Source organism: Streptomyces sulphureus DSM 40104 (genome assembly GCF_000381025.1).
Lineage (GTDB): Bacteria > Actinomycetota > Actinomycetes > Streptomycetales > Streptomycetaceae > Streptomyces > Streptomyces sulphureus.
On the sequence record NZ_KB905820.1, the window covers coordinates 287,146 to 313,991 of the forward strand.

Genomic DNA, 26,846 nt, shown 5'->3' on the forward strand with positions numbered 1-26,846 from the left:
AGGGAGCGGAAACTACCTTCGTCAACAAAGACATCTGTCCCGGCGTCCCGGCTTCTGACCGGCATTCTCCATTCCTTCTTCACCGGTTCTGACCGGCGTCTGCCGAGGCACCTGCCCCGGTCGGGCTCTGGTCATCTGGTCACGAGTCATCCCTCCGTCTCTTGGGGCTCGAAAAATGGACGTCTCCTTCCTCGGCGGACCGAAACCGCAGCGCGGTGTCGGCATCGTCGCTCCGTTCGACTTCGCTCTCGACCGAGAGCTCTGGCGCTGGGTGCCGGACGACGTGTCCCTGCACCTGACGCGAACACCCTTCGTGCCCGTCGAGGTCAGCCTCGACCTGGCCCGCCTGGTCAGCGAGCACGAGACCCTGCGCGAAGGGGTCCGCGCACTCACCGCCGTCGCGCCCGAAGTCGTCGCCTACGCCTGTACGTCGGGCAGTTTCGTGGGCGGCACGGCGGGCGAGCGCGCGATGACCGCGGCGATGGCGCAGTCCGGCGAGGTGCCGTCGCTGACCACCTCTGGCGCGCTGCTCGCGGCGCTCGAAGAGATCGGCGCCCACCGCATCGCCGTCGTCACGCCCTACACCAAATCCGTCACCGACTCGCTGGAGGAGTACCTCGCCGAAGGCGGCATGTCCGTCACCGGACGCAGCTACCTCGGGCTCACCTGCCATATCTGGAAGGTGTCCTACCGGGAGGTCGTCGACATGGCCAGGCAGGCCGCCGTCGACGCCCCCGACGCGCTCTTCATCAGCTGCACCAACCTGCCCACCTACGACGTCATCCCGCAGCTCGAAGCGGAGTTGCGGATGCCGGTCCTCTCGGCGAACCAGGTCACCATGTGGGCCGCGCTGAAGAGCATCGGCAAGGAAGCGGTCGGCCCGTACCAGGCGCTCCTCGACCCGGTGGCGCGCAGCGGCCCCGCCGCCATGGCCCCCGCGCCGCCGCCCGAGCCCCGCGCCGCCGAACCGCCGTCCACGGAACCGGAGGCGGCGCTCACCGGAGCCGGCACCGAACCGGGCGACCCGCTCGACACCGCCCACGATCCGGCGCACCCGGCGCAGAGCGAGGAGTGGGGCCCGCAGCCCCCCGCCTGACGCACCTCACCGGCGCGGGCGCCGCTCACGGCGCCCGCGCACCGCTGCATCCCGCACACCACAACCGCGCCAGGAGGCGTACGTGGCAGAACCAGCGCACCCGCGCACCACCCCGGCCGTCGGCTTCCTCTACCCGGGCCACTCCGCCGAGGACGACTACCCCAGGCTGCAACGGCTCCTCGACGAGTCGGGCACCGAGGTCCGCCTCCCGCTCGTCCACACCGACATCGGCACGGACGCGCACCGTGTCGAGGCGCTACTGGAGATGGGCTCGGCACACCGCCTCGCCGACAAGGTCGACGAGGTGAAGGCGGCCGGCATCGGCGCCGTCGTGTGGGCCTGCACCTCGGCGAGCTTCGTCTTCGGTTGGGACGGCGCCCGCGAGCAGGTCCGCGAGCTCTCGACGACCGCGGGGCTCCCCGCCTCCAGCACCTCGTTCGCCTTCGCCCATGCCGTGCAGGCGCTCGGCGCCGAGCGCGTCGCCGTCGCCGCGACCTATCCGGACGACGTCGCCGAACTCTTCGCCGGCTTCCTGAAGTCGGCCGGCGCCGAGGTCGTGGCGCGGCAGGGGAGCGGCATCATCACGGCGGCGGAAGTCGGCACCTGGGGCCGCGCCGAGGTCCTCGCCCTGGCACGCGAGGGCGACCACCCCGAGGCACAGGCCGTGCTCCTCCCGGACACGGCCCTCCACACCGCGGCGTGGATTCCGCAGCTCGAGGCCGAGCTGGGCAAGCCGGTGCTCACGGCGAACCAGGTGACCGCCTGGGAGGGCCTGCGCCTCCTCGGACTCCGCGCGCACTGCCCGCAGTTGGGGACGCTCTTCTCTCCCGCCGACTGAGCCGCACGCACCGCGTCCACCGGCCCGGGAAGAGAAGGCGGGTCCGCCGTGTTGCCCCCTCGGGAACGTACGTACCGAGGAAGGCGGGCCACAGTGGGCGACGCTGGCAGCACAGAGCAGAACCGGAGCACGACCGACGGGGTACGGGGCGAAGCCCTCGGCACCGCACCCGTACCCCTGTCGGTGCTCGACCTGGTCAACGTGGGCGAGGGCAGGACCGCGCGCGAGGCGCTGCTCTCCTCGGTGGAGGCGGCGCGGCTCGCGGAGGCACGCGGGTTCACGCGCTACTGGGTCGCCGAGCACCACTCGATGCCCGGCGTCGCCAGCTCCTCGCCCGCGGTGATCCTCTCCCACCTCGCCGCTCACACGGACCGCATCCGCCTCGGCTCGGGCGGCGTGATGCTGCCCAACCACGCGCCGCTCGTCATCGCCGAGCAGTTCGGCACCCTGGAGGCGCTCGCCCCCGGCCGCGTCGACCTCGGCCTCGGCCGTGCGCCCGGCACCGACGGCGCCACGGCCGCCGCGCTGCGCCGCACCGACCGGCTCCGCGAGGGTGCGGAGGACTTCCCGCAGCAGCTCGCCGAGTTGGTCCGCTTCCTCGACGACGACTTCCCCGCCGGCCACCCCTACGCGCGCATCCACGCCGTACCCGGCCCGGTACAGGCGACGGACGGCGCGGAGACGTCGCGCCCGCAGGTCTGGCTGCTCGGCTCCTCCGGCTTCAGCGCCCAACTCGCGGGCCAGCTCGGCCTTCCGTTCGCGTTCGCGCACCACTTCTCGGCCGCGAACACCCTTCCGGCGCTGGAGCTCTACCACGAGAGCTTCCGCCCCTCCGAGGTGCTGGAGAAGCCGTACACGCTCATCGGAGCCTCGGCCTTCGCTGCCGACACCGAGCGGGAGGCGCACCGGCAGATCCTCACGGGCGCCCTGTCGATGCTGCGCCTGCGCACCGGCCGTCCCGGGCTCGTCCCGACCCCGGAGGAGGCCGAGGCGTACTCCTTCAGTCCGGTGGAGAAGGACTTCGTCGACAGTTGGCTGGGCAACGTCGTCTACGGCACCGCCGAAGCCGTCCGCACCGGCCTCGACGCCCTCGTCGAGCGCACCGGCGCCGACGAGTTGATGCTCACGGCCAACGCGCACACCCCGTCCGCGCGCGTCCGCTCCTACGAACTCGTCGCGGACGCCTACGGTCTCCCCGCCTGAGCCCCCTCAGGCGAGCAGACGGGAGATCCGCTCCGCCGCCATCGGCTTGGCGTAGTGCCACCCCTGGCCCGCGTCGCAGCCGATCCGGCGGAGCCGCTCGGCCTGCGCCGGTCCCTCGACACACTCCGCGGTCACCGACAGGCCCAGTTTGTGGGCGAGTTGGACGAGCGCGGTGACGATCGTCTCGTCTGCCGGGTTGGAGTGGCGGGCCGTGCGGAAGCCCTGCACGAAGGAGCCGTCGAGCTTCAGGGTGCGCACGGGGAGGCGGCTGAGGTAGGCGAGGTTGGAGTACCCGGTGCCGAAGTCGTCGATGGCGATCCGCACGCCCATCTCGGAGAGCGCGTGGAGCGCCTGGAGCGGCCGCCCCGCCGAGCCCATCACGGCGGACTCGGTGAGCTCCAACTGGAGCAGCCCGGAGGGTAGCCCCGTCTCCTCCAGCACCTCGGCGACGTCGGTCACGATGTCCGAGTCCCACACCTGCCGCACCGCGACGTTGACGCTCACGTAGACGCCGCCCTCCGGCCGTCGCCCCAGCCACTCCTTCGCCCGACGGCAGGACTCGGCGAGCACCCACCGCCCCAGCGGCACGATCGCGCCGTTCTCCTCGGCGAGGCCGATGAACCGGTCGGGCCCGAGCCGCCCGAACTGCGGGTGCTGCCACCGCACGAGGGCCTCGACGCCGCGGAGCACGTCGTCGTCGAAGTCCACGATGGGCTGGTACTCGACGACGAACTCCCCGCGGTCGACGGCCCGCCGCAGCGTGGAGGAGAGCGCCTGCCGGGTCATCAGGTGGGCGCTGCGCTCGGGGTCGAAGAGCGTCCACCGCGCCTTCCCGTCGGCTTTCGCCCAGTACAGGGTGGTGTCGGCGGCCTGCATCAGCTCGGTCGGCGTCGTGCCCGCCGTCTCGCGTTCGACGACGCCGACGCTCGCGGAGACGGTGAGCCGGTGGCCGCAGAGGTCGAACGGCTGCTGGAGCGCGGAGAGCAGCGCCTGCGCGAGCGCCGTCAGTTGCTGTGTGCCCGTCGAGCCCTCGACGAGGAGGGCGAACTCGTCGCCGCCCAACCGCGCGACGAGGTGGCCGCCCCCCTCGGCGAGTGCGCCGCCCGCGTCCGTCCGCTCGCGCGCGGCGGCGCCCTCGGCGCAGTGCGTGAGCCGCTGCGCGACGGCGTCGAGGAGGGCGTCGCCCACGCGGTGCCCGAGGGTGTCGTTGACGGCCTTGAACCCGTCGAGGTCGAGGTAGCAGATGCCGGTGCGTCCGGTGGCCGAGTCCTCCAGGGCGCTGCTCAACCGCTCGAAGAACAGGGAGCGGTTGGGGAGCTTGGTGACGGGGTCGTGCATCCGCAGGTGCCGTAGCCGCTCGCGGAGTTCGTGCTGCTCGCTGACGTCGGTGACGGAGAGGAGGGCCTGGTGGCCGGGTGCCGTCGAGGTGACGGCGATCTCCGCGTGGAGTGCATGGCCGTCGGCGTGCTTGAGCCTGCGGGTGCAGCGCATGCGGTCGGTGCGGCCGTGGAGGACCTCGCGGTACGCGGCGGTCGTGCGGCCGTCGAGGCCGAGGCCGCCGAGTTCGGCGACGGGGGCGCCGACGAGCGTCGCGGGCGGCGTGCCGAGGAAGGAGCCGAGCGCGCGGTTGGCGGTGAGGACGCGGCCCTCGTGGTCGATGACGGCCATCGGGAGCGGAGCCGTGTGGAACGCGGCGGCGTAGGCGCTCTCCGGTGCTGCGGCACGCGCCTGCCGCAGCATCGGCTGACTACTTTGCGTGCATGCCTGCGGGGGGTTTCCCGGGGCGTCTCCGGAGCCTTTGTCCGGTCCTTCGAGGGGTCCGTTCACCGATCGCTCCGCGGTGGTTCGATTCGTGCGGACCGTTCGGGAGCCGTGGCCTTGCGGCCGCTCGGGCGCAGATCCGCGCTGGAAATGTGCCGATCATAGAGGCCGCCGGACGAGCGGAGCCAGTGTTTGGGCGGTCGGCATCGGTCAACTGCGCACGCGCACCGGGCCCCTGGGTACGACCCTGACTGAATCTGTCCGGGCGGCGGCGACACTCTGATCGCTTACGACAGAAGACTACGAAGGGTAGTCATATCTCTGTGACTCGTCCGGCCTACCGGAACGGTACAGAACCGGGCATATGGGACAAGGTGGTGAGAACTCAGCACTCCCTGATCCGGTGAGGTCCCACGTGGCCCAGTCGCATATACCCCCCGAGGTGGCCGCCGTCGCCCGGCGCCGACGGGCGTACCGCGCGGCGGCGGTGCTCACCTCACTCGTCGCCTTCATGGGCATGGCCCTGCTCGCCGGCCCGGTCACCGCCGCCGGCGGCGCCATGCCCTGCGCCCTCCCGCGCACCGATGCGCACCACTCCCTGGGCACCGACACCTGGGACGACGCGTACAAGCGCCCGCGCGGCACCTTCGACGCCGCGCTCGTCTTCCTCTCGTTCCCCGACGCGAAGCCGAAGACCACGCCGGCCGAGCTCACGGCCGACCACTTCCCCGACACCACCCGCTTCTTCGACGAGACCTCCTACGGAGCCTTCCACCTGCGCCCCCACTCCGCGCACCGGTGGATCACCATGCCGAGGCCGTCCACCGCCTACGGGATACAGCGCGACTGGGACCCCGAGCGGCGCACCGACTACCTGCGGGACGCCATCGACGTCGTGGACCCGCGGCTCGACTTCGCCAAGTACGACGTCGTGTACCTCATCGCCGACCCGGACGCGCCCGGCGTCGACTCCGACGCCACCAAGGTCGTCAACTTCGACGAGCCCGTCGAGGTCGACGGCGGCGAACTGCGCCGCCTCGTCACGGTCTTCGAGCAGAGCCCGCCCGACCGGCACGTCCTGGCGCACGAGACGGCACACGTCTTCGACCTGCCCGACCTCTACCAGCAACCCGAGGACGGCAAGGCGGACTGGGACACCAGGGTGGGCGACTGGGACCTCATGGGCAGCCAGTTCGGTCTCGCGCCCGAACCCTTCGCCTGGCACCGGTGGAAGATCGGGTGGCTCGGGCCCCGCAACATCGACTGCGCCCCGGCGAGACACGGCGTCACCCGGCACTCGCTCCGACCCGTCTCGGCTCCCTCGGGCGGCGCGGACGGAGCGAGCGTCGAAGGCCCCGACGGGACGCGGATGGCCGTGGTGCGCACCGGTACGAGTTCGGCGATCGCCGTCGAGGCGCGGACTCGGCAGGGCGGGGACGCCTCCGTCTGCCGCGAGGGGGTGCTGATGTACCGCGTGCACAGCGACACCGCCTCGACCCACGGTCCCGTCGAGGTGATCGACGGGCACCCGGGGACCAGCGCCTGCCTGCGCACCTCCGTCCACCCGGCGCTCGCCGACGCGCCGCTGGGCGTGGGTGAGGGGCATGTCACCAAGGAGGGGGTGCGCGTCGAGGTGACCGGGCGGGGCGCGGACGGGGAGTGGGAAGTGAAGATCACGAAGTAGGGGGCGCGCACACGGAAGGCCCCTCGCCGGAGCGAGGGGCCTTCCGCTGCCTGTGCGCCGCCAGGGACTCGAACCCCGGACCCACTGATTAAGAGTCAGTTGCTCTAACCAACTGAGCTAGCGGCGCCGGTTGACGTCGTAGACCCTAGCACCACCGGAGGGCGAAGACGAAATCGAGCGTCCGCGCGACCCGCGGCCCCACCTGCGGCGCAGCGTGCGGTGCGTCACTCGGTGCGGCGGTCCCTGAGGAGCTCGCGGCCGAACTCGACCATTCTGCGGGCGTACTCCTCCGTCCAGTCGGCGCGCTCCGCGATCGCCGCGTCGGTCAGCCGGTCGAAACGGCGCGGGTCGGCGAGGTGCGCCGCGGCCGTCGCCTGGAACTCGACGGCGCGGTCGGCGGCGGCGCGGAAGGCCAGCGCCAGCTCCGTCGCGCGCTCCAGCGTCTCGCGAGGGTCGGTGAGCGACTCCAGGCCGAAGAAGTGCTCCCTGTCGGCCGTGGCTTCGGACGGCTCGAAGAGCAGCGGGGCCGGCCGCTTGAACCGCGGCCCGCCGCCTCCGGCCGAGGAGGAGCCGGAGGCGGAAGGCTCCGGTGCCGAGGGCGGCTCGGACATGTGCGTACCTCCATCGTCTGTCGGGCGCCGTCCATTGTGCGCCCCCTACGGGCCGCGGTGCACAGGCGCCGGGGCCCGGCCGGGTGCCGGCGGCGTGCGCGGTCAGTCGGTGCGGACGGTGTGCTCGGCGAGTTCGGCGAGGACCGCGTGGTTCGCCTCCCAGCCGTCGGGGAACGCGACCTCGGCGCCGAGTTCGACGGGCTCCGCCGAGGGATGCTCGTCGAGCAGGCGGGCGACGCCGGCGCGGCACACCACGACGCAGGCGTGCCGGTGCCGCGAGGCGAGGACGCAGAGCCGGCCGCTCTCCAGGTGGAAGGAGGTGGCGTCGGGGCGGCCCGAAAGCGGGTGGAGGACGACGGTGACGTCGAACTCCCTCCCCTGGAGACGGTTGGCGGTGTCCACCGTCACCTCGGGGAAGCCGGCCTTCGCTAGGGCGGCGCGGACCGCGGCCGCCTGGTCGCGGTGGGCGGTGCCGACGGCGACCCGGGCCTGGGTGAGCGCGGTGGGCTCTGGGGAGCGCTCGCCGTACGCGAGGCCGCCGCGGGTGAGCAGGCTGCGGACGACGGAGGCGACGGCGGCCACCGCCTCGGGGTCGGTCCTCGGGGTGTGCCGTTCGGGGAGTTCGAGGAGGCCCCAGCCGGACGCCGCCGCCTCGTCGACGACGCGGTCGGCGGCCGAGCCGCTCGACGCCGCCTCGAACGTAAGGCGTCGGTCGCCGGGGGAGGTGCCGCTGGTGAACGGCGTGTACGGGTAGAAGGCGGAGGAGACCAGCCCCGCTGCCGACGCCGGGAGGCGCCAGGAGACCGGCAGCCGGTGGCGGCGCAGCTCGGCGTTGTGCGCGAGCAGGGTGCCGACGGCGCTCATCGAGGGGTCGTGCGCGAGGCCGGCCCACTGGCCCGCTCCGACCTGGCTGAACGGGTCCAACTGGCCCGGATCGCCCACGAAGAGCGCCCGTTCGAAGAGTCCGGCGACGGCGAGGAGCGCGTCGGAGCGCATCTGGTACGCCTCGTCGACGATCGCCTGCGGCCACGGGGACTCCGTCTTCACCCACGCCCACTTCGCCGCCGTCGAGACGACGACGCCCAGCTCGGCGAGGTCGGCCGGCTTGGCCGAGGTGCGGACCGACTCGTGGGCGTCGAGGAGGGGGTCGTACGGGTCCGGCTCGTTGCTGTGGAGGCGGCCGACGGGGAGGTGCGGGTCCGCGGTGGCGATGCGGTCGACGAGGTCGTCCACCTGGGCGTTGGTCTGCGCCACGAGCATCAGGCGTCGGCCGGCGGCGGCGAGCTCTCGGGCCGCGCGGACGACGAGGGTGGACTTGCCCGCGCCCGGCGGGGAGTCCACGACGACGCCGCGCTCGGGGGAGTGGAGCGTGTCGTGGAGTACCGCGTCGACGACGGAGGCATGGCGGGTACCGGCTTGTTCGGTCACAGGCGGTCCTCGGGAGTGAACGCGTCGGGCGGCTCGGGGAGTTGGGCGGGCGGGCCGCCGTGCGTCCACGGGGTCGCCTCGGGCTCCGGGAGGCCGGGGCCGCCGCGCGGTGCATGCTCGAAGAGCGTCCAGCAGAGGCGCTCGCCCGGCTCGGGCACGCTCCCTTCCGCCGGCTCCTTACTCCGTCCCATGCCATTGGTGAGCCGCACGGTGAAGACCTCGCCGTGCTCGGCGACCTCGCCGCGCTGTTCGCCGCCCGAGGGCAGCGCGCGGTGGAGCCGTGCCGTTCCCTCGGGGAGCGGGCCGTCCTCGGAGCGGCAGGTGACGAGGGGGCGGGGCATCGGGCGCTTGCCCTCGCTGTACGCCATCGTGACGTCGAGTACCTCGCCTGCGAACGCCTCGCCCGCGAGGCGGCGTTCGGCCATCGTGAGGGGGTCGTCGAGCGCCTCCTGCGCGTCGAGCTCGGCCTGCGACTGCTCGCGCGAGACGAGCTTGCGGGCCGCCGTGACCGCGTCGTCCCGCCGGGGCTGGGGCGGTTCTCCGGCGCCGACGCGGTCCCTGTGGTGGGTGTAGGAGTGGCGGTCGCGTCTCCAGCGGGCGGGCAGGTGCGCGGCCGGCGGCAGGGTGCGCAGGAGGTCGACGGCGTGCCAGACCGCGTCCCAAGTGGGGCGGAGCTGTGCCTCCACGAGGTGTGCCAGGTCGGCGGCGGCGTCCGCGACACCCGCGTCGAAGCGGTCGATCGCGGGGCCGAGCAGCGTGTTGTCGAACGCGGGGTCGGTGCTGGGACCCGCCGGGGGGACGAGGAGTTGGCCGCGTTCGTCGCGGGCGAGTTCCGCGTGGAGGGCGGCGGCCTCGCCCGTCGTGCCGGGGGGAGGGGCGATCCAGGCGAGGAGGGCGGCCAGGTGCTGGTCCTCGAGGGTGCTCCGGCCCGTCGCCCAGTGGCGGATGAGGAGTTCGGTGACGGGGAGCAGGAGCGAGGAGCCGGGGACGCGGGCGCGCTCGGCGTAGTGGCTGAGCCAGCGGCCGAGGAGCGGCACTCGCGGCGGGGACGGGTGCGCGGCCTGCGGGTCCTCCTCGGCGGTGCGGCGGAAGCGGGTGGCGCGGCCGAGGAGCCGCAGGAACTCGACGCCGGCCGGGTTGGGTACGAGCAACTGCGGTGCGTCGAGGCAGAGTTCGGCCTGGACGGTGACCTTCTTCCCCGTCTCGGGCTCCGTCTCCTTGCGCTCGACGTACTCCACCTCCTCGGCGGCGGACTCGATGTGCGGGAGCACCTCCTCGGCGAGCGCGGCGAGGAAGGTGCTGCGCAGTTCGCGGTTGCGCGGCTGCGGGACGGTGAGGAGCCGCGGCGCGCCGCGGTCGGTGCCGACGAGGGCGCCGAGCGGTGCGGCGTCCTCCCCTGCGGTGGTGAGCGGCACGAGCACCAGCGGGTGTGCGGCGAGATGGCGGTGGCGGACGGTGGCGAGCGGGGCGGCCCGGCCGCTCTCGGCGGCCTCGGCCCGGGCGAGCACGGAGATCAGCGACATGCCGCCTCCGCGAGCGCCGCGTCCCGCAGACGGGCGGCGCGGCGCAGCGCCGCGGCCGCCGGGTCGTCGGCCGGCTCCTGCTCGGACCGTGCGGCCTCCAGGACCTCCTCGACGGTGCGCAGGCCGCCCAACTCGCCCCGCACGGAGCGCCCCAGGGCTTCCACGGCGCCGGCAGCGCGGGCCTTGGAACGGCAGTGGAAGGCGAGCTCGCAGGTGGAGAGGCACTCGGGCGCGTACGCGGCGGGGACGGAGGCGACCGCTTCGGCGAGTTCGCCCTCGGAGCTGGAGGGGGCGAAGCCGGCGCCGGCCGGGACGAGTTCCGCGATCTCCTCGATACGGGTGAGCCGGGCGAGTTGGCGGCGGGTCGCGGCGCACTGCTTGCGGAGGTCGAGCGGGGCCGCGGTGGGGGAGTTGGAGAAGTCCTCGGGGCAGACGAGCAGGGCGCGCTCCCGGACCTCGGCGAGGTCCTCCAGCGCGAGCGCGTAGACCGCGGCCTGCCGGGCGGCGGCGCCGACCTTCGCGGCGTCGGCCGAACCGTCCAGGATCGGGAAGGACTTGATCTCCACGACGGTGACCGAGCCGTCGGGATGGACGGCGAGCGCGTCGGGCTCCAGGTGGACAGCGGCGCCTGCCACGGGGAGGGAGAGCATCGGGTGGTCCAGCAGGGACCAGCCGCCTCTCGCGGCGGCCGCGCGGAGTTCGAGCGCGGTGCGGCCGGCGCGGGCCGCGGGACCCGCCGCGTTGAGCTCGGGCACCCGGACCGACTCGGGCTCTGGCTGCTCCTCGCCCGTCTGCCGGCAGAGGAGCCGGATCAACGCGGCGCCGCCCTCGGCGGTCACGCCCGACTCGAAGGAGTGGCCGCGCGCGAAGGCGAACTGCGATCTGCCGAACGGGGCCGGTGCGCCCAGGCGTTCGGCGACGGTGCGCTTGTCGACTCCTGCGGCGTCGAGGAGGGCGCGCCTGTGGCAGCCCGGGTTGGCGGCGAGGGCGGCGAGGGCGCGTGCGTCCATCGGGCGCGGCTGAACCTCCGCGCCGCGGAGCTCAGCGAGCCGCTGCGGCAGTGTCCTCCCCGCCGCCTGCGGGGGGACGTCCGCGGCGGCCGGCTGCTGGAGCGCCCGGTGGGGCGTGGGCCGAGACGGCTGCGGTGTGGTCATCTGCGTGTGCCTTGCGGGAGGTTGCGGTACTCGCGGCAGTCTTGCACCCGCCACTGACAGCGCGGGTCGCGGCGGCACGCGGCACGGGGTCGGCGAGCGGGAGACGCGGCGCCGGCTCGGGCGGCAGCCCTCGTACGCGCCGCGAGAGGCGGAGCAGCGACGGGGTGAGCAGGTACCCGGCGCCCATCACGGCGGCGCCCGCGACGGCGTCGAGGAAGTAGTGGTTGGCCGTCCCCATCACGATGACGGTGATGCCCAGCGGGTACGCGACGGCGAGCCCCCGCACCCAGGGAACGCGCGGGCCGAGCCGCCAGAGCACCACTGCGCACCACAGCGCCCACCCGACGTGGAGGCTCGGCATCGCGGCGTACTGGTTGGTGAGTCCGCCGAGTCCGCGTGGTGCGCTCGCCTCGTCGCCCCACCAGCCGTAGGCGCTGTACTCGGCCATCGTGTCGACGAAGCCGTGTCCCGGATGGAGCAGCCTCGGCGGCGACGTCGGGAGGAGCGTGAAGCCGGCGAGTGCGATCACCGTGGAGGAGAGCAGCCAGGTGCGCAGTTCGCGGAAGGTGTCGAGGTGCCGGCGGAAGACCCAGACGAGGACGGCGGGCGTCGCGACGTAATGGAGCGCTGCGTACGCGAAGTCGGCGGGTATGCCTATCCAGGCGTTGTGCGTGAAGACGTCGTTGAGCCAGGTCTCGAAGTCGAGGCCGAGGAGGCGCTCGACGCGCAGGATCGCGAGGCCGTGGTCGACGGCGGCGGCGACGTCTCCGCGGGCGAGGAGTCTGCACAGCGAGTAGAGGGTGTAGACGACGGCGATCAACGGCAGTTCCGTCCACCACCTGGGGCGGCGGTCAATGGCCATCTGGTCGCACTCCCGGGGCTGCTCGTTCGGACTGCCGGACGGGGCGCGCCCCGCGGTGCACGGCGCGGTGTCTGCCAGGCAACCGTACGGCGTACGCCCCGTAGCCGTACGGTGAGGTCCCCAACCCACCGGCGGATCTTGCGTCCTGCCTGTTCGGAGCGGTGCGTGGAACGCATGCGACGAATGGGGTGCGAGGGGCAACGAGAGCGGCTGAGCGAGAATGGCCCCGAGCCACCCGAACCACACCGAGAGGCACCCATGGCACCGCGTATCCTCCTCGTCCGGCACGGGCAGACCGAATGGTCCATCTCCGGGCAGCACACGGGCCGCACCGACATCCCACTCCTGGACGCCGGCCGTGCCATGGCCAAGCTCCTGCGCGACCGCCTCCAACGCGCCCCCTGGGACGGGCTCCCCGGCGCCGAGGTCCGCACCAGCCCGCTCTCTCGCGCGAAGGAGACCTGCGCACTCGCCGGGTTCTCGGGCGCCGAGGAGTGGGACGCGCTGAGGGAGTGGGACTACGGCGAGTACGAGGGCCTCACCCCCGCGCAGATCAAGGACCGGGCCGGCGACGACTGGTTCATCTGGCGCGACGGCGTGCCGGGAGGCGAGGCGCTCTCCGAGGTCGCGGCACGCGCCGACCGGGTCGTCAGGTGGGCGCGCTCGGCCGACCGCGACGTCCTCGTCTTCGGACACGGCCACATACTGCGCGTCCTCGGCGCCCGGTGGCTCGGCCTCGACCCGGCCTTCGCCGCCCGGCTCCGCCTCGATCCGACCTCGCTCTCGGTCCTCGGCTGGGCGTACGGCGACCCGGCGGTCGAGCGGTGGAACGACACCGGTCATCTGGAGTGACGTCTGCCAGGACCCGGGGAAGTGCCGGACGCCGCCGGGGAGTTCGCCGCCGTCCCTATGCGCGGCGGAGGTGCCGGGTGAGGAAGGCGTCGACACCGGGCTGGGCGCCGTAGCCGCGCAGGCGTTCCGCCGTGCCGTCGAGTATGGCGCTGATCCGGGAGGACTGGACGGGTCCGAGGAAGTCGAGGGCGCGTGCGCCCGCGGCCGCCGCCTCCTCGGGGCGGCCCTGCGCCGCGAGGTCCCGTGCGAGTTCGGCTGTGAACAGGGCTTGGTTGCGGGTGAAGTGCGGGTCCTGGAGGGCGACGGCGCGCTCCGCGTGTTCGGCGGCGCGGCTGTAGTCGCCCAGGGCCGACCAGCACTGCGCCTCCAAACCTTCCAGCTCGGCCTCGCCGAAGAAGGTCATCCACTCCGGGTCGAGGTCGCTCGGTCCCTGCTCGTGGAGCGCGTGCGCGCGGGCGAGCGCGCTCTGGCAGCCGGAGCGGTCGCCGAGGCCCGCCCAGCCGCCGGCCTCCCTGAGGCAGAGCAGCGAGAGGAGGTGCGCGGAGCCGAGCCCCTTCGCCGCCCGCTGTCCGGCCTCGGCCGCGCGTACGGCCTCGCGGTGGCGGCCGGCGTCCCTGGCGAGGAAGGCGGTGTTGCAGAAGGCGTGCGCCTCCAGCGCCGGGTCGCCCGCCACCCGGGCGGTGGCGAGGGCCTCGGCGTAGTGCGAGCGGGCGTCGGGGTAGCGCCCCGAGTCGTGTGCGAGCCAGCCGACCGAGATCGCCAACTCACCGGCGCCCGAGTGGAGTCGGTCGGCGACGGACTGGCGCCGTGTGCCCGAGTCGAGCAGGTCGTAGGCGAGGCGCAGGGACTCGCCCGCGCGCTGGTAGAGCGCGGTGCCGCCGTGGCGGTCGTCGAGCAGCCTGATGTGGCGGACGGCTTTCTCCACGGTGCGGGCTTCCGAGGCGCCGATCCGGGCGTGGGTCGGACGCTGGCTCGCCGACGCGGCCGGGGCGGCGCCGACGAGCGAGGCGGCCGCGAAGGCGGCGGGTCCGCCGGTCATGAACACGCGGCGTAGCACGTCGCTCTCCTCGTTGTACTCGGGGCAGTGGGGACTTGCGAGGTGGATGTGACGGTCCGGGGCGAGGGCGGGTTCCGCTCGGCTGGGGGGCGTTCGCGGGGTCGGCTCCTCCGTCGCGCACGCCCGGCGGGCATGCGCTGAGCGTCCCCGCACGGACTCCCTCGGCGCGAACCCCATGTCGGTGAGCGAGCAGCCCGGGAACATGTGCAGAAAAACGCGCTCGTAGGCGTAGTTGGGGCAGCGGATCTCGCCTGCCTCGACACGGCCCACGTAGCGTGCGTCGCAGGAGACCCGTTCACCGATCTCGCGCGCCGCGCGGCGCACCGCGGCGGCGAACTCGCCCGGCGACAACTGACCCCGCAGCCGCCGGAAGGCCGTGTTGGGGCTGGTGCGGCTGCGGGGACCGCCCGGAACCCGGGACGAACCTGCTGACGTGGAAGGTGACGACGCCATGCCGGGACGGTACCGGTTGTAACGGAGCCGCCACCGTGAGTTTGGTTACAAACCGGATATCTCACCCAGCTTCTGCCATGTTCTGCCATCCTTTGCGGTGCTCCGCCTCCGTAGCCGTTGACGGAACGGGGCCGTTGGACCGTGCACAGCGAGCGCCTAGGAGGCTCCATGCGGCACACCGACGCGGGCGACGTGACGGCGTACGGACCGGACCATGCGGTGGTGCGTGAGAGCGCGGGCCGTGCCGGGCGCGGAGAGGCGCCGAGCGACCTGGTGTCGGTGGCGGCGCGGCTCGGCCTGGAGGCCGTCGACATCCTGCGGCTCCGCGGAAGCGCGGGGCCCGTGCTCCACGACCGCGGCTGCGACACCCTCGGTTTCCTTGTGCCGGCGGGGACTTCGGTCGGCTGGGAGCAGGTCGGGAGCGTGTGCACGCCGACGTGGCCGCGTCGTCGGGGGGCCTCCTGCGTCGGCGACGAGCCGCCCGTGGTGGGGACGTCGTGGCTGGTGTCACCGGAGGACACGCGGTTGCGGGTCACCGAACCCCGGGAGCTGCGGGCCGCGTTGGGGGAGGCGCTGCGGACTCTGGAGGCGGCCGCGCGGCAGGCGTAGGGAGACTGTTCGGCGCTTGCGCTGGGCGGTCGCGGGGTTTGACAGGTGCCCGTCCAGGGTTGTCCACAGGTCGGAGGAGGCCGGCGGCCTCTCCGGGATACTTGTCGGCATGGCGAAGAAAGCGAAGGGGCAAGGGCGTGCGCGGCACCGGCGCGCCGTTGTCACTGCCCGGGTCGAAACAGGCGAGGCAAGCCTCGAACCCGAGCGCGAGCACCCCCGTGCGTGGAGCCTCCTCCTGGACGGCGCCCCGCAGTCCCACGTCGACCTCGACGAGCCGACCCGGCTCGTCTTCGCCTACCAACGCACCTTCGGGGACGTCCTCGACCTGGCGGCACCCGAGCGCGCCCCGCTCCGCGTGCTCCACCTCGGAGGCGGCGCGCTCACCCTCGCCAGATACGCGGCCGCAACGCGTCCCCGCTCCACCCAGCAGGTCGCCGAGGCGGACGGCGCCCTCGTGCGCTTCGTCCGCGAAGAGCTGCCGCTGCCTCCCGAGTGGCGGATACGCGTCCGCCAGGGCGATGCGCGTGAGGTGCTCGGCAAGGTCCCCGACTCCTGGGCGGACGTGGTCCTCTCCGACGTCTTCCGGGGCGCACGGACTCCGGCCCACCTCACCACGGTCGAGTACCTAGGAGAAGTGCGCCGGGTCCTGCGCGAGGACGGCGTCTTCGCCGCCAACCTCGCCGACGGCCCGCCCGGCGCGTACCTGCGCGCCCAAGTGGCGACGGCAGCCGCCGTCTTCGGCGAGCGCTGCCTCGTCGCGCCGCCCGCGGTGCTGGGCGGGCGCCGCTTCGGGAACGGCGTGCTCGTCGCTTCGGCGCGCAGGCTGCCGGTGGAGGAGCTGGGGCGCCGTGCCGCTCGCGGGGAGCAACAGGCCCGCCTCCAACACGGGGCGGAGCTCGACGAGTTCGCGGGGAGCGCGGCGCCGGTCACGGATGCGCGGGCGACACCGTCGCCTGCGCCGCCCGAGGGGGTGTTCGCGTAGGGGAAGGCCGTCCTCGGGGGCGGGATGCGTGCGGCGGAGTGGGTGCAGGGGGAGTGCGGGATGGAGCGGGAGCGGTGCAGTGGGGGCGTGGATCGTGCCCGGCCGGACAGGAGTTGGGGCGCGGTGTCGGGGCGTTCCGGGGTCGGAACGTACCGGGGCCGGTCGGTCGGCGGGGGGTCGCACGGGACGGTCGGCCGTGGGCGGGCGGGGTGGGACTCGGCGTCCGGGCCGCGTGGCGCCTCAGCTCTCGAACGCCTCGATGCGGGGTTCGGAGTCGTCCCAGCGGCAGATGATCGAGGACGCCGCCTCGCCGTTCCGGAAGGTGACGCGTATCCACTGCGACGACTCCCACACCTGCATGTCCCAACCGGCCTCCGGAGTGGCGGAGACGAGCGAGGCCGTGTCCTTCCTGACGTCGAAGACGGCCCTGCCGCCGCGGACGGTGGCGCCCTGGATCTCGCTCGTGCGCTCCGCGCCGCCCCGCGGAGGGGTGCGTTCGCTCGGCGGGGTGGAAGGGGCGCGGGGGCTGCCCGCTCCGTCGCTCTTCTCGTCGCCGCTGTCGTCCTCGTTCTTCTCCTTGTCGGGGGGAGGAGGGCTGGTGCTGGGGGCGGGCGGCAGCGTCGTCGGGCTGGGCTTGGGGCGGTGGGTGGAGGACGATTCTGGTTCCGTCTCGGACGCGTCGCCTTCGCCCGAGACCGGCAGCGTGCGCGGCGGATCGTAGACGGTGCCGGCGAGTACCGTATGCACGCCGAACCAGGAGAGCGTGACGGCCGCGGTCGTCGCCGCGAGCCACGCTCCCGTGTGTACGAGTCCTCTGCGCCGCATCGATGCGCCTCGGGTTCCTTGTCGTCCGTTCTGCTGGGGCTGCCTGCCGGAAGGGGCCGCCAGGGGCGAGTGCCCCGCGCCGCCTGGCTGTTGCTCGCCCGGTGTCGTCGCCCCGACGGTACGCGCCGGCGGGTGCACGGTTCCGGCCCCTGTCCCGGCGGGGACGCGCCCGGCTGCGTTCGCGAGGCCAGGCGATGGGGTGCCGCCGTGCCGAGGTCCCGGCGGTTGCCGCCTGCCATACCGTCAACTGCCGTGGTAGGGACGGGTTTCGAGCTTCGGGTGGCGGCGGAGGCCGGGTGGATCGGCTCGGGTGGCGGTGCCGTCCGGTCGGAACCCGGCGGTCGTCGCGCAGGGGCGCTCTTCGGCTGGGGGCGGCTGTTCACCTCCCTCGGTGTGCTTCGGCGGATTCGTGCCGTCGGCGGGGGTTTCCCAACTGCCCGGCAGGTGTGTCGCGTTGGTCCGCAGTGCGGAGAGTCGTCCGGTTTCTCCGTGGTGTCGGGGGACGCCCGCGGCGTCCGCGTACCCTACGTGCTCGCTCGCGTGCCGTCCCCGGGTCTTCGGGAAGTGCGGGGTCCGTATCCCGGCCCCGCCGTCAACTGCCGTACGAGCGTGGGCGTGGCGTACGGTTCCGCCCATGGCACGTGTGCTCGTCGTGGAGGACGACCAGTTCGTCCGCTCGGCCCTCATCAGGCATCTCACGGACGCGTCCCACACGGTAAGGAGTGTCGGAACGGCGCTGGAGGCGCTCCGGGAGGTCGCCCAGGTCGGGTTCGATCTCGTCGTCCTCGACCTCGGTCTCCCCGACCTCGACGGGGCCGAGGCGCTGAAGATGCTGCGCGGGCTCACGGACGTCCCCGTGATCATCGCCACGGCGAGGGACGAGGAGACGGAGATCGTGCGGCTGCTCAACGCGGGCGCCGACGACTACCTCGTCAAGCCGTTCTCGGTCGAGCACCTCTCGGCGCGGATGACGGCCGTCCTGCGCCGGGCCCGCTCGACCGCACAGGACGACGCGGGCGACGAGGGTGCGCTCCGTGTCGGCGGGCTCGCGATCGACACGTTGCGGCGCCAGGCGGTGCTCGACGGCGCCGAGTTGGACCTCACGCGCCGGGAGTTCGATCTGCTGGCGTTCCTTGCCCGCCGCAGCGGGGTCGTCGTCTCCCGCAAGGAGCTGCTCGCCGAGGTGTGGCAGCAGTCCTACGGGGACAACCAGACGATCGACGTCCATCTCTCGTGGCTGCGTCGCAAGTTGGGCGAAACCGCAGCCCGCCCGCGGTACCTGCACACCCTTCGCGGGGTCGGGGTGAAGCTGGAGCCGCCGGGGGAAGCGCCGTTGTGAGATGGGCTCTGGTCAAGGTGTGTCTCGCCGTCACGGTGATGGTGGTCGTCGCCTTCGCGATCCCGCTCGCGCTCGTCGTCAAGGAGACGGCGAGGGACCGCGCGTTCTCGCACGCGGAGCGTCAGGCGTCCACCCTCGGACCGGCGTTGGCGATCACCACCGACCGGCAGGAGTTGAAGCGGGCCGTCGCGAGCACGCAGTCGGGCGCCGACGGGCGCATCGCCGTCCACGTCCCCGCCCCCGCCCAGCAGGACGACGTCGCACGCTCCACCGACGCCGCGTCGACCCGCTCCGGTCCCGAGGGCGAGGTACAGGTCGGGCACCCGCGCGCCGCCGACGCGGAGGTGCGGGCGGCCCAGCGGCTCGGGCGGGCCGACAACGTCAAGGTGCCGGGCGGCTACGTACTCCTCCAGCCGACTGCGGTGACCGGAGGGAAGGTCGCGGTCGTCGAGGTGTTCGTGCCGGACGAGGACGTCAACAGCGGGGTGGCCGCCTCCTGGGCCGTGCTGGCCGGGGTGGGGGTGGCGCTCGTCCTCGGTTCCGTCGCCGTGGCGGACCGGCTCGGCACCAAGATGGTGCGTCCCGCCGAACGGCTGGCGCAGGCGGCGCACGGGCTCGGCGAGGGGAAGCTCGGGGTCCGGGTACCCGTCGAGGGGCCGCGCGAACTGCGGTCGGCGGCAGCGGCGTTCAACTCGATGGCCGACCAGGTGGTCCAGCTCCTGGAGAGCGAACGCGAACTCGCCGCCGACCTCTCGCACCGCCTCCGCACCCCGCTCACCGTGCTCCGGCTCAACGCGGCGTCGCTCGGCGAGAGCGACACGGCGGAGCAGACCCGCGAGGCCGTCGCGACGCTGGAGAACGAGGTCGACCGCATCATCCGCACGGCCCGTGAGCAGCGTGCCCAGTCGCCGGGGACGGGGCCGCAGGGCGGGGCGGACCTCGCCGAAGTGGTGCGCGAGCGCATGGGGTTCTGGTCCGCGCTCGCGGAGGACGAGGGGCGCGAGGTCCGTGTCGCAGGTGCGGAGGGGCCTGTCCCCGTGCCCGTTCCCCGTGGCGAACTCAGCGCCGCACTCGACGCGATGCTCGGCAACGTCTTCCGCCACACGCCGGAGGGCTCGGCGTTCGCCGTGGACATCCACCAGGCCCAGCCGGCGAGCGACGCGGTGATCCTGCTCGTCTCCGACGCCGGGCCCGGGATACCCGACCCGGACGACGCCCTGCGCCGCGGCGTCGGCGACGGCAGCCCCGGCTCCACGGGGCTCGGGCTCGACATCGTCAGGCGGGTCGCCGAGTCGACGGGGGGCGATGTGCGGGTCGGAGACTCGGTGCTCGGCGGGGCCGAGATCAGCGTACGGTTCCGCCTCCACGGCAGCGAGGAGAGGGCGGAGCCGGGCCGCGGACGGCGGGTGCGGCACCGGCGTTGAGGTGCTTCCCGGCGCGGAGGTCAGGTGCTGCCTCACCGTGCCGCGGCTGAGGGCTTCATGCGAGGGCCGTGGTGGCGGGAGAGGTGGGCCCGGTCGCTCAACTGGCGTGGGTTCGCAACCAGTTGCCGGAGCGGGCAGGGGTGCGAGGCACTTCCGTCGGGCCGCGCGGGACTTGGTACGCGGCCGGTTGTGGGCGTACGCGGGATGGCAGCGTTGCTTCCTCGCGAAGCCCAGCGGAGCACGAGGCCCCTGCCACGTCTTCGCCCCAACCGCCTGCCCGTTCCCCGGAGTTACCCCTCGCGGGAACCGCGTCCAGCAACCCCGCGTCCCCACAAAGAACACCGCCCCAGAACCGGAAAGTCGACGACGGCACCCCGGGCCATCCGCGCGGCACGGGAGGTCTCGCTCCCCCTGTGACCGGGCCGGGAACAGACCGGCCACCTCTAAGGGCACCCTTTCCCGACCTTAAGCGCACCATAAGACCCCCGCCGCGCACCCGAATTGCCCGCTATCGCCGAACCGCTGGCAGTAACGTGCTCAGCGTTCCCGCATCCACGCGGATTGTTCCGGGGTCCGCGCGGATGCGAGGAGCAGCGACCATCGCCCGCCGGGGGTGACCCCCGGACCCCCGGCCAGGCGGGGCGCAGCGGCTTCCTTCCCCCCACCCGCTGCGTCCCGCCTCATCCCCGGCCGCACCCCCACCGGCGTCGTCCCCCAGCGGCGTCGCACAGCCGGAGAGCCCCCCACCGGCGCCGTCCCCCAGCGGCGCCGCTCCCGGCCCCTCCGCCTAGTCGAGGGCGGGGAGGGTGGGCTCGGGGAGCCGGCCGGTGCGTGCCGCCTCCGCGTACCAGTGGGCGCTCGCCTTCGGTGTGCGCTGCTGGGTCTCGAAGTCGACGTGGACGATGCCGAACCGGCGGCTGTACCCGTACCCCCACTCGAAGTTGTCCAGCAGCGACCAGAGGAAGTACCCGCGCACGTCGACGCCTTCGCTCCGGGCGCCGGCCACGGCCTCGAGGTGGGAGTGGAGGTACGCGATCCGCTCGGGGTCGTGGAACCGGCCCTCGGCGTCCGGCTTGTCGTCGTAGGCCGCGCCGTTCTCGGTGATGTAGAGCGGCAGTCCGGGCGCCTCTTCGCTGTAGCGGTGGAGGAGGTCGCCGAGTCCCGTGGGGTCGATGGACCAGCCCATCGCCGTGTGCTCGCCCGGCGGTTGGTGGAAGGCGACGCGCTCGGCGCCGATCCAGGGGGAGGCGGTGCCGTTGCCGTGCCCGTCGGCCCGGTCGACTTCGGTGGCGCCCTCGGGCGCGGCCGAGACGACGGAGGGTGTGTAGTAGTTGATGCCGAGTCCGTCGAGCGGCTGGTGTGCGGTCTCGGTGTCGCCGTCCTTGACGAAGGACCAGTCGGTGAGGTGCCGGGTATCGGCGAGGAGGTCCTCGTCGTAGCGGCCGTGGAGCATGGGTCCTGCGAAGACGCGGTTGGCGAGCGCGTCGATGCGCCGGGCCGCGTCGACGTCCCCGGTGGACTGCGAACGGGGGCGTACCACCGCGGGGTTGAGGCTCACGAGCACCTCCGCGCGCTTCGGGAGCACGCTGCGGAGCGCCTGGACGCCGAGGCCGTGCGCAAGGTTGAGGTGGTGCGCTGCCCGGAGTGCGGCGACGGGCTCGGTGCGCCCGGGCGCGTGCACCCCGGAGGCGTAGCCGAGGAAGGCGCTGCACCAGGGCTCGTTGAGGGTCGTCCAGTGGTGCACCCTGTCCCCGAGCGCCTCGCCCACCGCCTGTGCGTACTCGGCGAACCGGTACGCCGTCTCGCGCTCGGGCCATCCGCCGCCGGCGGCCGTGCCCCCGTGGAAGGGGGACTCCAACTCCTGTGGCAAATCCCAGTGGTAGAGGGTGAGGAAGGGCGTGATGCCGTGGGTGAGGAGCTCGTCGACCAGGGCGCGGTAGAAGTCGAGCCCCCGCTGGACGGCCGGACCGCGTCCGGTCGGCTGCACGCGGGGCCAGGAAACGCTGAACCGGTAGGCGTCGACGCCGAGTTCGGCCATGAGCGCGACGTCCTCGCGGAACCGGTGGTAGTGGTCGCAAGCGGTGTCGCCGGTGTCGCCGCCGAGGACGCGGCCGGGGGTGTGGGAGAAGGTGTCCCAGATCGAAGGTGTCCTGCCGTCCTCGGCGGCTGCACCTTCCACCTGGTAGGCGGCGGTCGCCGTGCCCCAGAGGAAGCCGTCGGGGAAGGCCGGGGTTTCGGAGGTCATGGAAGCGCTCCCAATTCTGTACGTGGTGGGGTGCGTCGAACGTGTTGCGGTGGTGCGGTAGGTGGCCTGCTCCGGCCGTCACGCGCGCCGTTGGATGCGGCGTCGCGGGCGGCCGGGAGGGTCCGGAGGCAACCGGCAGGCGGGGGTTATCCCTTGATCGCCCCCTGCATGATCCCGCCCACGATCTGCTTGCCGAAGATTGCGAAGGCGATCAGCAGCGGCAGCGTCCCCAGCAGGGCTCCGGCCATGATCACCGACTGGTCGGGGATGTAGCCGCGCCCCAGTCCGGTGAGGGCCACCTGCACCGTGGGGTTGTCCTGGGTGAGGGCGATGATCGGCCAGAAGAACTCGTTCCAGGCCATGACGAAGGTGAGCATTCCGAGCACCGCCATCGCGGGCCGTGCCACGGGGAAGACGACGTGCCACACGACCCGCAGGCTGTGCGCACCGTCGACCCTCGCGGCCTCGATCAGCTCCAGGGGCAGCGCTCCGGCGAGGTACTGCCGCATGAAGAAGACGCCGAAGGCGCTGACGAGCATCGGCAGGATCACCGCCTGGAGCTGGTTGGTCCACTCCAGTTCGGCGACGGCCATGAAGAGCGGCACGACGCTCAACTGCGGTGGCACCATCATCGTCCCGATGACGACGAGCAGCAGCAGGTTCTTCGCCCGGAACCTCAGCTTGGCGAACGCGTACCCGGCGAGGGTGGCGAAGAGCACGGTCGTCACCGCGATGGTGCCCGCGACCACGACCGTGTTGAGCAGCGCCTTGCCCATGTTGGCGTCGTTCCAGGCGGTCATGAGGTTGGAGCCGAGGTGGGAGCCGAACCAGAGCGGGGGCGGCGTCTCGGCGAGCCGCTGGTTGTCCCTGGAGGCGGCGATCGCCGTCCACACCAGCGGCAGCAGCGATCCGAGCGAGAAGAGGACGAGGACCGCGTACGTGACCTTCCCGCCGTGGAGTTGGCGTCCGGCTCCGCGCTTGCGTCCCGTGCGGGGGTGCGGCACACCCGCCCCGCCCGGAGGCGATGCGGCGCGTTCGGCTTTCGACTTCGCCCGTGCGGGCGTTGATTGGAGAACCACGGTCGCCCCCTCAGTGGCTCTTCTGCAGCCGTCGGCCGATCAGCCAGTTGATCAGGCCGATCAGGATCAGGATGAGGAACATCGCCCAGGCGATCGCCGACGCCCGGCCGAGATGGAAGTTGAACCAGCCCTGCTCGTAGAGGTACAACCCGAGCGTCTGGAACTGGTGCGAGCCGCCGCCGGTCTGCGAGCCGCCGAAGAGCAGTGGCTCACCGAAGAGTTGGGTCGCGCCGATCGTCGAGACGATGATCGTGAAGAGGATCGTCGGCTTCAGCGCCGGTATCGTCACGTGCCGGAACTGCTGCCAGCGGGAGGCCCCGTCGAGCGCCGCAGACTCGTAGAGGTCGCCGGGGATCGCCTGCATCGCGGCGAGGTAGATGAGCGTGTTGTAGCCGGTCCACCGCCAGATGACGATGGAGGAGACGGCGATCTGCGACGTCCAGGTGCCGTTCTCCCAGTCGACGTGGTCGATTCCGACCAGCTCCAGGACCCAGTTGATCATCCCGTAGTCGCGCCCGAAGAGCATGGCGAAGACGAGGGTCGCCGCGGCGACCGAGGTCGCATACGGAGTGAGCATCGCGACCCGGAAGAACGTGCTGCCGCGCAGCCGGTAGTTGAGCAGGTGCGCGAGCCCGAGGGCCATCAGCAGTTGGGGGACGGTGGAGAGCACCCCGATGGTGAAGGTGTTCCGCAGCGCGTTCCAGAAGAACTCGTCCTCCAGCAGCCGGCTGTAGTTGTGCCAGCCGGTCCACTCCATCTGCGTCGGATGGTGGAGCGAGACGGAGTGGAGCGACGCCCACCCCGTGTAGAGGAGCGGGAAGAGGCCGAAGACGGCGAAGAAGAGGAAGAACGGCGCGATGAAGGCGTACGGGCTCCACTTGGCGTCCCAGCGGTGCAGCCGGCTGACGCGGCCGGAGTCTCCGACCCGTCGTCCTGCGCCCGGACGCTCACCGCTCGTGGGGCCGTTGCCCTGCGGTCCTTCGGTCGAAGCCCGGCTCCGGTCCCGCACGCGGGTGTCCGGGGGAGCCATCAGTCCTCGACCGCGTCGTCGATCTTCTTGGTCGCTGCCGACCATCCCTGCTCGGGTGTCTTCTCCTGCTGCTCGACCTGGAGGATGCCGACGTCGGACATGTTCTGCTTGACGACCGCGTCCTTGGGGCCGAGGACGGTGGTCGGGATGTCCTTCGCCGCCTTCGCGAAGATCTCACCGATCGGCGCGTTGTCGAAGTACTCGTGCTTGGCGTTCTTCACTTCGGGCATGTCGAGCGCCTTCGCCGAACTTGGAAAGCTCGCCTGCTTCTTGAAGAGTTTGGCCTGCTGCTCGGGAGCGGTCAGCCAGGCTGCGAGCTTGACCGCCTCGTCCTTGTTCTTGGCCTGCTCCGGGACGCCGAGGAAGGAGCCGCCCCAGTTCGCCGGCTTCGGCGCGGGCGCGACGTCCCACTTGTCGGCGCCGCGGCTCCCCGACTTCTCCTTGATGTAGCCGAGCATCCACGGCGGGCAGATCACGCTGGCGAAGGTGCCGTTGGCGTACGCCTGGTCCCAGGCGGTGTCGAACTGCTTGAGCTTGCCCGTCATCTTCCCGTCGATCGCACGCATCGCGAGGTCCCAGGATTCCCGCACCGCGGGGCTCTTCTTGTAGACGAGCTCACCGCTGCGGCTGTAGTTCTTGAGGGGATAGCCGGAGACCGCACCGTTGTAGAGCCCGGCGGCGCTGTCCATGAAGTGCGTGCCCTTGGGCGCCTTCGACGTGAACTTCTCGCCGGCGTCGAGGTACTTGTCCCAGTCGCCGGCCCACAGCTTGCCGACCTCGTCCCGCTCGGTCGGCAGGCCCGCCTTCCCGAAGAGATCCTTGCGGTAGCAGACGCCCATCGGACCGATGTCGGTACCGAGTCCGATCACCTTGCCGTCCTCGGTCTTCGCCTGGTCCCACTTCCACTTCAGGAAGTCGTCCTCGCTGACGCCGTTCGCCCTGCCGAGGTCGGCGAACCTGTCGGCCTGCTCCGTGGCGAGTTCGTTGACGTTGTCGACCTCGATCGCCTGGATGTCGCTGAGTCCGCTGCCGGCGGTGAGGTGGTTGAGGAGCGCGGGGTAGTAGTCCTCGCTGCGCTCGGTCGAGTTCTCCTTGATGCTGATCCCGGGGTTGAGCTTCTCGTACTCGTCGTAGAGGCCGGCCTGCTTGTAGCCGAAGACGCCGAAGACGCCGACGGAGACAGTCGTCTTGCGTCCGCCCGAGCTGTCCTTGCTCGACGCCGAGTCGGACGAGCCGTCGTCGGCGCAGGCGCCCAGCAGGCCGGAGCCGAGGACGGCGGCGAGGCCGGCTGCGGCGAGACGCGTGGTACGTACGCGCGTGCCGAGGCGCCGCGCAGGGGTGGTGGTGCGGTCGGTTCTCATGGTGCTGCGTCCTCCCGAACATACGGTTCCTGAATGCGGCATGTACCTTGGGAGCGCTCCCAGTTGTGATGGCTTGAAGGTTACGGAGCCGCGGCGGGGTGTCAAGGTATGCGGCAGCAACTCGTAAGGAACGGGGTGTAGTTGAATGATCCGAGCCGGACGCCGGACGCCCCCGGACGTGAGCCGGCGGACGAGGAGCGGCGTCCGCCGGCGGGGAGCCCCCGGCCGGCGGCGAGCAGCGACCACGAGAGCACGAGCGGAGAGGCAGCGATGGCAGCGGTGCGCAACGGAGTTGCGGGCGGAAGGCGCCCGACGCTGGAGCAGGTCGCCCGCCTCGCGGGCGTCGGCCGCGGCACCGTCTCGCGGGTGGTCAACGGCTCGCCGCGGGTGAGCGCGCACACCCGCGAACTCGTCGAGGACGCGATAGCGCAGCTCGGCTACGTCCCCAACCGCGCGGCCCGTGCGCTCGCCGCCGGCACCACCGACGCGGTGGCGCTCGTCGTCCCCGAGCAGGAGACGCGCTTCTTCGCCGAGCCGTACTTTTCCGGCATCCTCCGCGGCGCCAGCGCCGAACTCGCCGAGCACGACATGCAGTTGCTCCTCACGCTGATCAGGAACGAGCGCGAGCGCGACCGCTTCACGCAGTACGCGGCCTCGCACCGCGTCGACGGCGCCCTCCTCGTCTCCCTCCACGCCGACGACCCGCTCCCCGACCTCCTCGCGGAGCACGGCCTCCCCGCCGTCCTCAACGGCCGCCGCTCGTCCGACGAGTCGATGCCGTACGTCGACACCGACAACGCGGCGGGTGCCCGCTCCGCCGTCGGCCATCTCCTCGACGGCGGACGCACCACGGTTGCGACGATCACAGGCCCCCCTGACATGTACGTCGCCCGCTGCCGCGCGGACGGCTACCGCGAGGCGCTCCGCACCGCCGGCCGTGGGGTCGACGAATCGCTGCTCGTCCAGGGCGACTTCACCGAGGAGGGCGGCCACCGCGCGATGCGCCGCCTGCTCGCCGCCGAACCCTCCCTCGACGCCGTCTTCTGCGCCTCCGACGTGATGGCGGCCGGTGCCCGACTCGCACTGCGCGAGGCCGGCCGCTCGGTGCCGGGGGACGTCGCCCTCGTCGGCTTCGACGACTCCGCCATCGCACGGCACATGGACCCGCCGCTCACCTCCGTCCGTCAGCCGATCGACGAGATGGGCCGCGAGATGGTCCGCATTCTGCTCTCCCTGAGGGAGCGTGAGCCGGCGGAGGCGCGGCCCGTGCGCGCTTCCGCCCAGCCGGAGCCCGACGAACCGCAGCCGCCGCGACGGGTGCTGCCGACCGAACTCGTGGTGCGCAGCTCCTCCTGAGCGACCAACGTCGTTCGGAACCCAGGGGTTGAGGCTGACCGCCCGTCACGTCACCCTCGCGGCGCCGTCCGGCG

Annotated in this window: 22 protein-coding genes and 1 tRNA gene; 10 read left to right on the forward strand and 13 right to left on the reverse strand. The window is 72.7% G+C overall.

Going from position 1 to position 26,846, the window contains the following annotated elements; all coding sequences use genetic code 11:
* Window positions 1-175: 175 nt before the first annotated feature.
* The 3 genes from F603_RS0122310 to F603_RS0122320 all read left to right on the forward strand — a co-directional run bounded on the left by F603_RS0122310 (window position 176) and on the right by F603_RS0122320 (window position 3,137).
* Window positions 176-1,096, forward strand: coding sequence for a maleate cis-trans isomerase family protein (locus F603_RS0122310; protein ID WP_019548166.1), 921 nt, complete (start codon window positions 176-178; stop codon window positions 1,094-1,096).
* Window positions 1,097-1,178: 82 nt separating this feature from the next.
* Window positions 1,179-1,934, forward strand: coding sequence for a maleate cis-trans isomerase family protein (locus F603_RS0122315; protein ID WP_019548167.1), 756 nt, complete (start codon window positions 1,179-1,181; stop codon window positions 1,932-1,934).
* A 93-nt stretch (window positions 1,935-2,027) separates the two neighbouring features.
* Window positions 2,028-3,137, forward strand: coding sequence for an LLM class flavin-dependent oxidoreductase (locus F603_RS0122320; RefSeq protein WP_019548168.1), 1,110 nt, complete (start codon window positions 2,028-2,030; stop codon window positions 3,135-3,137).
* A 6-nt stretch (window positions 3,138-3,143) separates the two neighbouring features.
* Here the strand turns inward: F603_RS0122320 and F603_RS0122325 are convergent, their stop codons facing one another.
* The gene (locus F603_RS0122325) at window positions 3,144-4,877 is read right to left on the reverse strand and encodes a putative bifunctional diguanylate cyclase/phosphodiesterase (RefSeq protein ID WP_019548169.1); all 1,734 of its coding nucleotides are present in this window, start codon (window positions 4,875-4,877) and stop codon (window positions 3,144-3,146) included.
* Between the two features lie 463 nt (window positions 4,878-5,340).
* Between F603_RS0122325 and F603_RS0122330 the strand changes: the two genes are divergently transcribed.
* Window positions 5,341-6,582, forward strand: a complete 1,242-nt coding sequence (locus F603_RS0122330) for a M6 family metalloprotease domain-containing protein (RefSeq protein ID WP_019548170.1) — start codon at window positions 5,341-5,343, stop codon at window positions 6,580-6,582.
* A 53-nt stretch (window positions 6,583-6,635) separates the two neighbouring features.
* On the opposite strand, the gene F603_RS0122335 is transcribed toward F603_RS0122330, so the two are convergent.
* From F603_RS0122335 to F603_RS0122360, 6 genes are all read right to left on the reverse strand, one after another.
* Window positions 6,636-6,709 (reverse strand) — tRNA-Lys (locus F603_RS0122335).
* A gap of 97 nt (window positions 6,710-6,806) precedes the next feature.
* A complete protein-coding gene (locus tag F603_RS0122340) occupies window positions 6,807-7,193 on the reverse strand; it encodes a hypothetical protein (protein WP_019548171.1) in 387 nt (128 codons plus the stop codon).
* 102 nt (window positions 7,194-7,295) lie between these two features.
* A complete protein-coding gene (locus tag F603_RS0122345; protein ID WP_019548172.1) occupies window positions 7,296-8,621 on the reverse strand; it encodes an AAA family ATPase in 1,326 nt (441 codons plus the stop codon).
* Entirely contained in the window at window positions 8,618-10,144 is a 1,527-nt protein-coding gene (locus F603_RS0122350) for a hypothetical protein (RefSeq protein ID WP_019548173.1), read from the reverse strand. The genes F603_RS0122345 and F603_RS0122350 overlap by 4 nt, the downstream gene beginning before the upstream one ends.
* Window positions 10,135-11,154, reverse strand: coding sequence for a hypothetical protein (locus F603_RS0122355; RefSeq protein WP_019548174.1), 1,020 nt, complete (start codon window positions 11,152-11,154; stop codon window positions 10,135-10,137). Before F603_RS0122355 ends, F603_RS0122350 begins: the two co-directional genes overlap by 10 nt.
* A 31-nt stretch (window positions 11,155-11,185) precedes the next feature.
* Entirely contained in the window at window positions 11,186-12,160 is a 975-nt protein-coding gene (locus F603_RS0122360; protein ID WP_245600868.1) for a phosphatase PAP2 family protein, read from the reverse strand.
* 258 nt (window positions 12,161-12,418) lie between these two features.
* Between F603_RS0122360 and F603_RS0122365 the strand changes: the two genes are divergently transcribed.
* Entirely contained in the window at window positions 12,419-13,012 is a 594-nt protein-coding gene (locus tag F603_RS0122365) for a histidine phosphatase family protein (RefSeq protein WP_019548176.1), read from the forward strand.
* Between the two features lie 55 nt (window positions 13,013-13,067).
* Here F603_RS0122365 and F603_RS0122370 read toward each other — a convergent pair whose 3' ends face one another.
* Complete coding sequence (locus F603_RS0122370; RefSeq protein ID WP_037956626.1) at window positions 13,068-14,522, reverse strand: NsdA family TPR-like regulatory protein; 1,455 nt, start codon at window positions 14,520-14,522, stop codon at window positions 13,068-13,070.
* Window positions 14,523-14,690: 168 nt separating this feature from the next.
* Here F603_RS0122370 and F603_RS0122375 point away from each other — a divergent pair, with 168 nt between their 5' ends.
* Window positions 14,691-15,131: a hypothetical protein gene (locus F603_RS0122375; RefSeq protein WP_019548178.1), complete on the forward strand. Its 441-nt coding sequence runs from the start codon at window positions 14,691-14,693 to the stop codon at window positions 15,129-15,131.
* Between the two features lie 109 nt (window positions 15,132-15,240).
* Complete coding sequence (locus tag F603_RS0122380) at window positions 15,241-16,113, forward strand: spermidine synthase (RefSeq protein ID WP_019548179.1); 873 nt, start codon at window positions 15,241-15,243, stop codon at window positions 16,111-16,113.
* 240 nt (window positions 16,114-16,353) lie between these two features.
* Here the strand turns inward: F603_RS0122380 and F603_RS0122385 are convergent, their stop codons facing one another.
* Entirely contained in the window at window positions 16,354-16,938 is a 585-nt protein-coding gene (locus F603_RS0122385) for a hypothetical protein (protein ID WP_019548180.1), read from the reverse strand.
* 634 nt (window positions 16,939-17,572) lie between these two features.
* Here F603_RS0122385 and F603_RS0122390 point away from each other — a divergent pair.
* Window positions 17,573-18,277, forward strand: a complete 705-nt coding sequence (locus F603_RS0122390; RefSeq protein ID WP_019548181.1) for a response regulator transcription factor — start codon at window positions 17,573-17,575, stop codon at window positions 18,275-18,277.
* A complete protein-coding gene (locus tag F603_RS0122395) occupies window positions 18,274-19,701 on the forward strand; it encodes a sensor histidine kinase (protein WP_026328635.1) in 1,428 nt (475 codons plus the stop codon). Before F603_RS0122390 ends, F603_RS0122395 begins: the two co-directional genes overlap by 4 nt.
* Window positions 19,702-20,488: 787 nt before the next feature.
* On the opposite strand, the gene F603_RS0122400 is transcribed toward F603_RS0122395, so the two are convergent.
* From F603_RS0122400 to F603_RS0122415, 4 genes are all read right to left on the reverse strand, one after another.
* Window positions 20,489-21,946 carry a glycoside hydrolase family 1 protein gene (locus tag F603_RS0122400; RefSeq protein WP_019548183.1) on the reverse strand — a complete coding sequence of 486 codons (1,458 nt, stop codon included), beginning with the start codon at window positions 21,944-21,946 and terminating at the stop codon, window positions 20,489-20,491.
* A gap of 146 nt (window positions 21,947-22,092) precedes the next feature.
* The gene (locus F603_RS0122405; protein WP_106431368.1) at window positions 22,093-23,025 is read right to left on the reverse strand and encodes a carbohydrate ABC transporter permease; all 933 of its coding nucleotides are present in this window, start codon (window positions 23,023-23,025) and stop codon (window positions 22,093-22,095) included.
* Window positions 23,026-23,035: 10 nt separating this feature from the next.
* On the reverse strand, window positions 23,036-24,055 hold the full coding sequence (locus F603_RS0122410) for a carbohydrate ABC transporter permease (protein WP_019548185.1): 1,020 nt from the start codon (window positions 24,053-24,055) through the stop codon (window positions 23,036-23,038).
* Entirely contained in the window at window positions 24,055-25,416 is a 1,362-nt protein-coding gene (locus F603_RS0122415; protein WP_019548186.1) for an ABC transporter substrate-binding protein, read from the reverse strand. The genes F603_RS0122410 and F603_RS0122415 overlap by 1 nt, the downstream gene beginning before the upstream one ends.
* A gap of 270 nt (window positions 25,417-25,686) precedes the next feature.
* On the opposite strand from F603_RS0122415, the gene F603_RS0122420 reads away from it, so the two are divergent.
* Window positions 25,687-26,772 carry a LacI family DNA-binding transcriptional regulator gene (locus F603_RS0122420; protein ID WP_019548187.1) on the forward strand — a complete coding sequence of 362 codons (1,086 nt, stop codon included), beginning with the start codon at window positions 25,687-25,689 and terminating at the stop codon, window positions 26,770-26,772.
* Window positions 26,773-26,846 lie beyond the last annotated feature (74 nt).

Excerpts from the sequence above, each read along its gene's own strand:
- F603_RS0122310 (WP_019548166.1), top strand. The coding sequence starts at position 176 with ATGGACGTCTCCTTCCTCGGCGGACCGAAACCGCAGCGCGGTGTCGGC.
- F603_RS0122325 (WP_019548169.1), bottom strand. The coding sequence starts at position 4,877 with ATGCTGCGGCAGGCGCGTGCCGCAGCACCGGAGAGCGCCTACGCCGCC.
- F603_RS0122340 (WP_019548171.1), bottom strand. The coding sequence starts at position 7,193 with ATGTCCGAGCCGCCCTCGGCACCGGAGCCTTCCGCCTCCGGCTCCTCC.
- F603_RS0122350 (WP_019548173.1), bottom strand. The coding sequence starts at position 10,144 with ATGTCGCTGATCTCCGTGCTCGCCCGGGCCGAGGCCGCCGAGAGCGGC.
- F603_RS0122355 (WP_019548174.1), bottom strand. The coding sequence starts at position 11,154 with ATGGACGCACGCGCCCTCGCCGCCCTCGCCGCCAACCCGGGCTGCCAC.
- F603_RS0122360 (WP_245600868.1), bottom strand. The coding sequence starts at position 12,160 with ATGGCCATTGACCGCCGCCCCAGGTGGTGGACGGAACTGCCGTTGATC.
- F603_RS0122365 (WP_019548176.1), top strand. The coding sequence starts at position 12,419 with ATGGCACCGCGTATCCTCCTCGTCCGGCACGGGCAGACCGAATGGTCC.
- F603_RS0122370 (WP_037956626.1), bottom strand. The coding sequence starts at position 14,522 with ATGGCGTCGTCACCTTCCACGTCAGCAGGTTCGTCCCGGGTTCCGGGC.
- F603_RS0122375 (WP_019548178.1), top strand. The coding sequence starts at position 14,691 with ATGCGGCACACCGACGCGGGCGACGTGACGGCGTACGGACCGGACCAT.
- F603_RS0122380 (WP_019548179.1), top strand. The coding sequence starts at position 15,241 with ATGGCGAAGAAAGCGAAGGGGCAAGGGCGTGCGCGGCACCGGCGCGCC.
- F603_RS0122385 (WP_019548180.1), bottom strand. The coding sequence starts at position 16,938 with ATGCGGCGCAGAGGACTCGTACACACGGGAGCGTGGCTCGCGGCGACG.
- F603_RS0122390 (WP_019548181.1), top strand. The coding sequence starts at position 17,573 with ATGGCACGTGTGCTCGTCGTGGAGGACGACCAGTTCGTCCGCTCGGCC.
- F603_RS0122400 (WP_019548183.1), bottom strand. The coding sequence starts at position 21,946 with ATGACCTCCGAAACCCCGGCCTTCCCCGACGGCTTCCTCTGGGGCACG.
- F603_RS0122410 (WP_019548185.1), bottom strand. The coding sequence starts at position 24,055 with ATGGCTCCCCCGGACACCCGCGTGCGGGACCGGAGCCGGGCTTCGACC.
- F603_RS0122415 (WP_019548186.1), bottom strand. The coding sequence starts at position 25,416 with ATGAGAACCGACCGCACCACCACCCCTGCGCGGCGCCTCGGCACGCGC.
- F603_RS0122420 (WP_019548187.1), top strand. The coding sequence starts at position 25,687 with ATGGCAGCGGTGCGCAACGGAGTTGCGGGCGGAAGGCGCCCGACGCTG.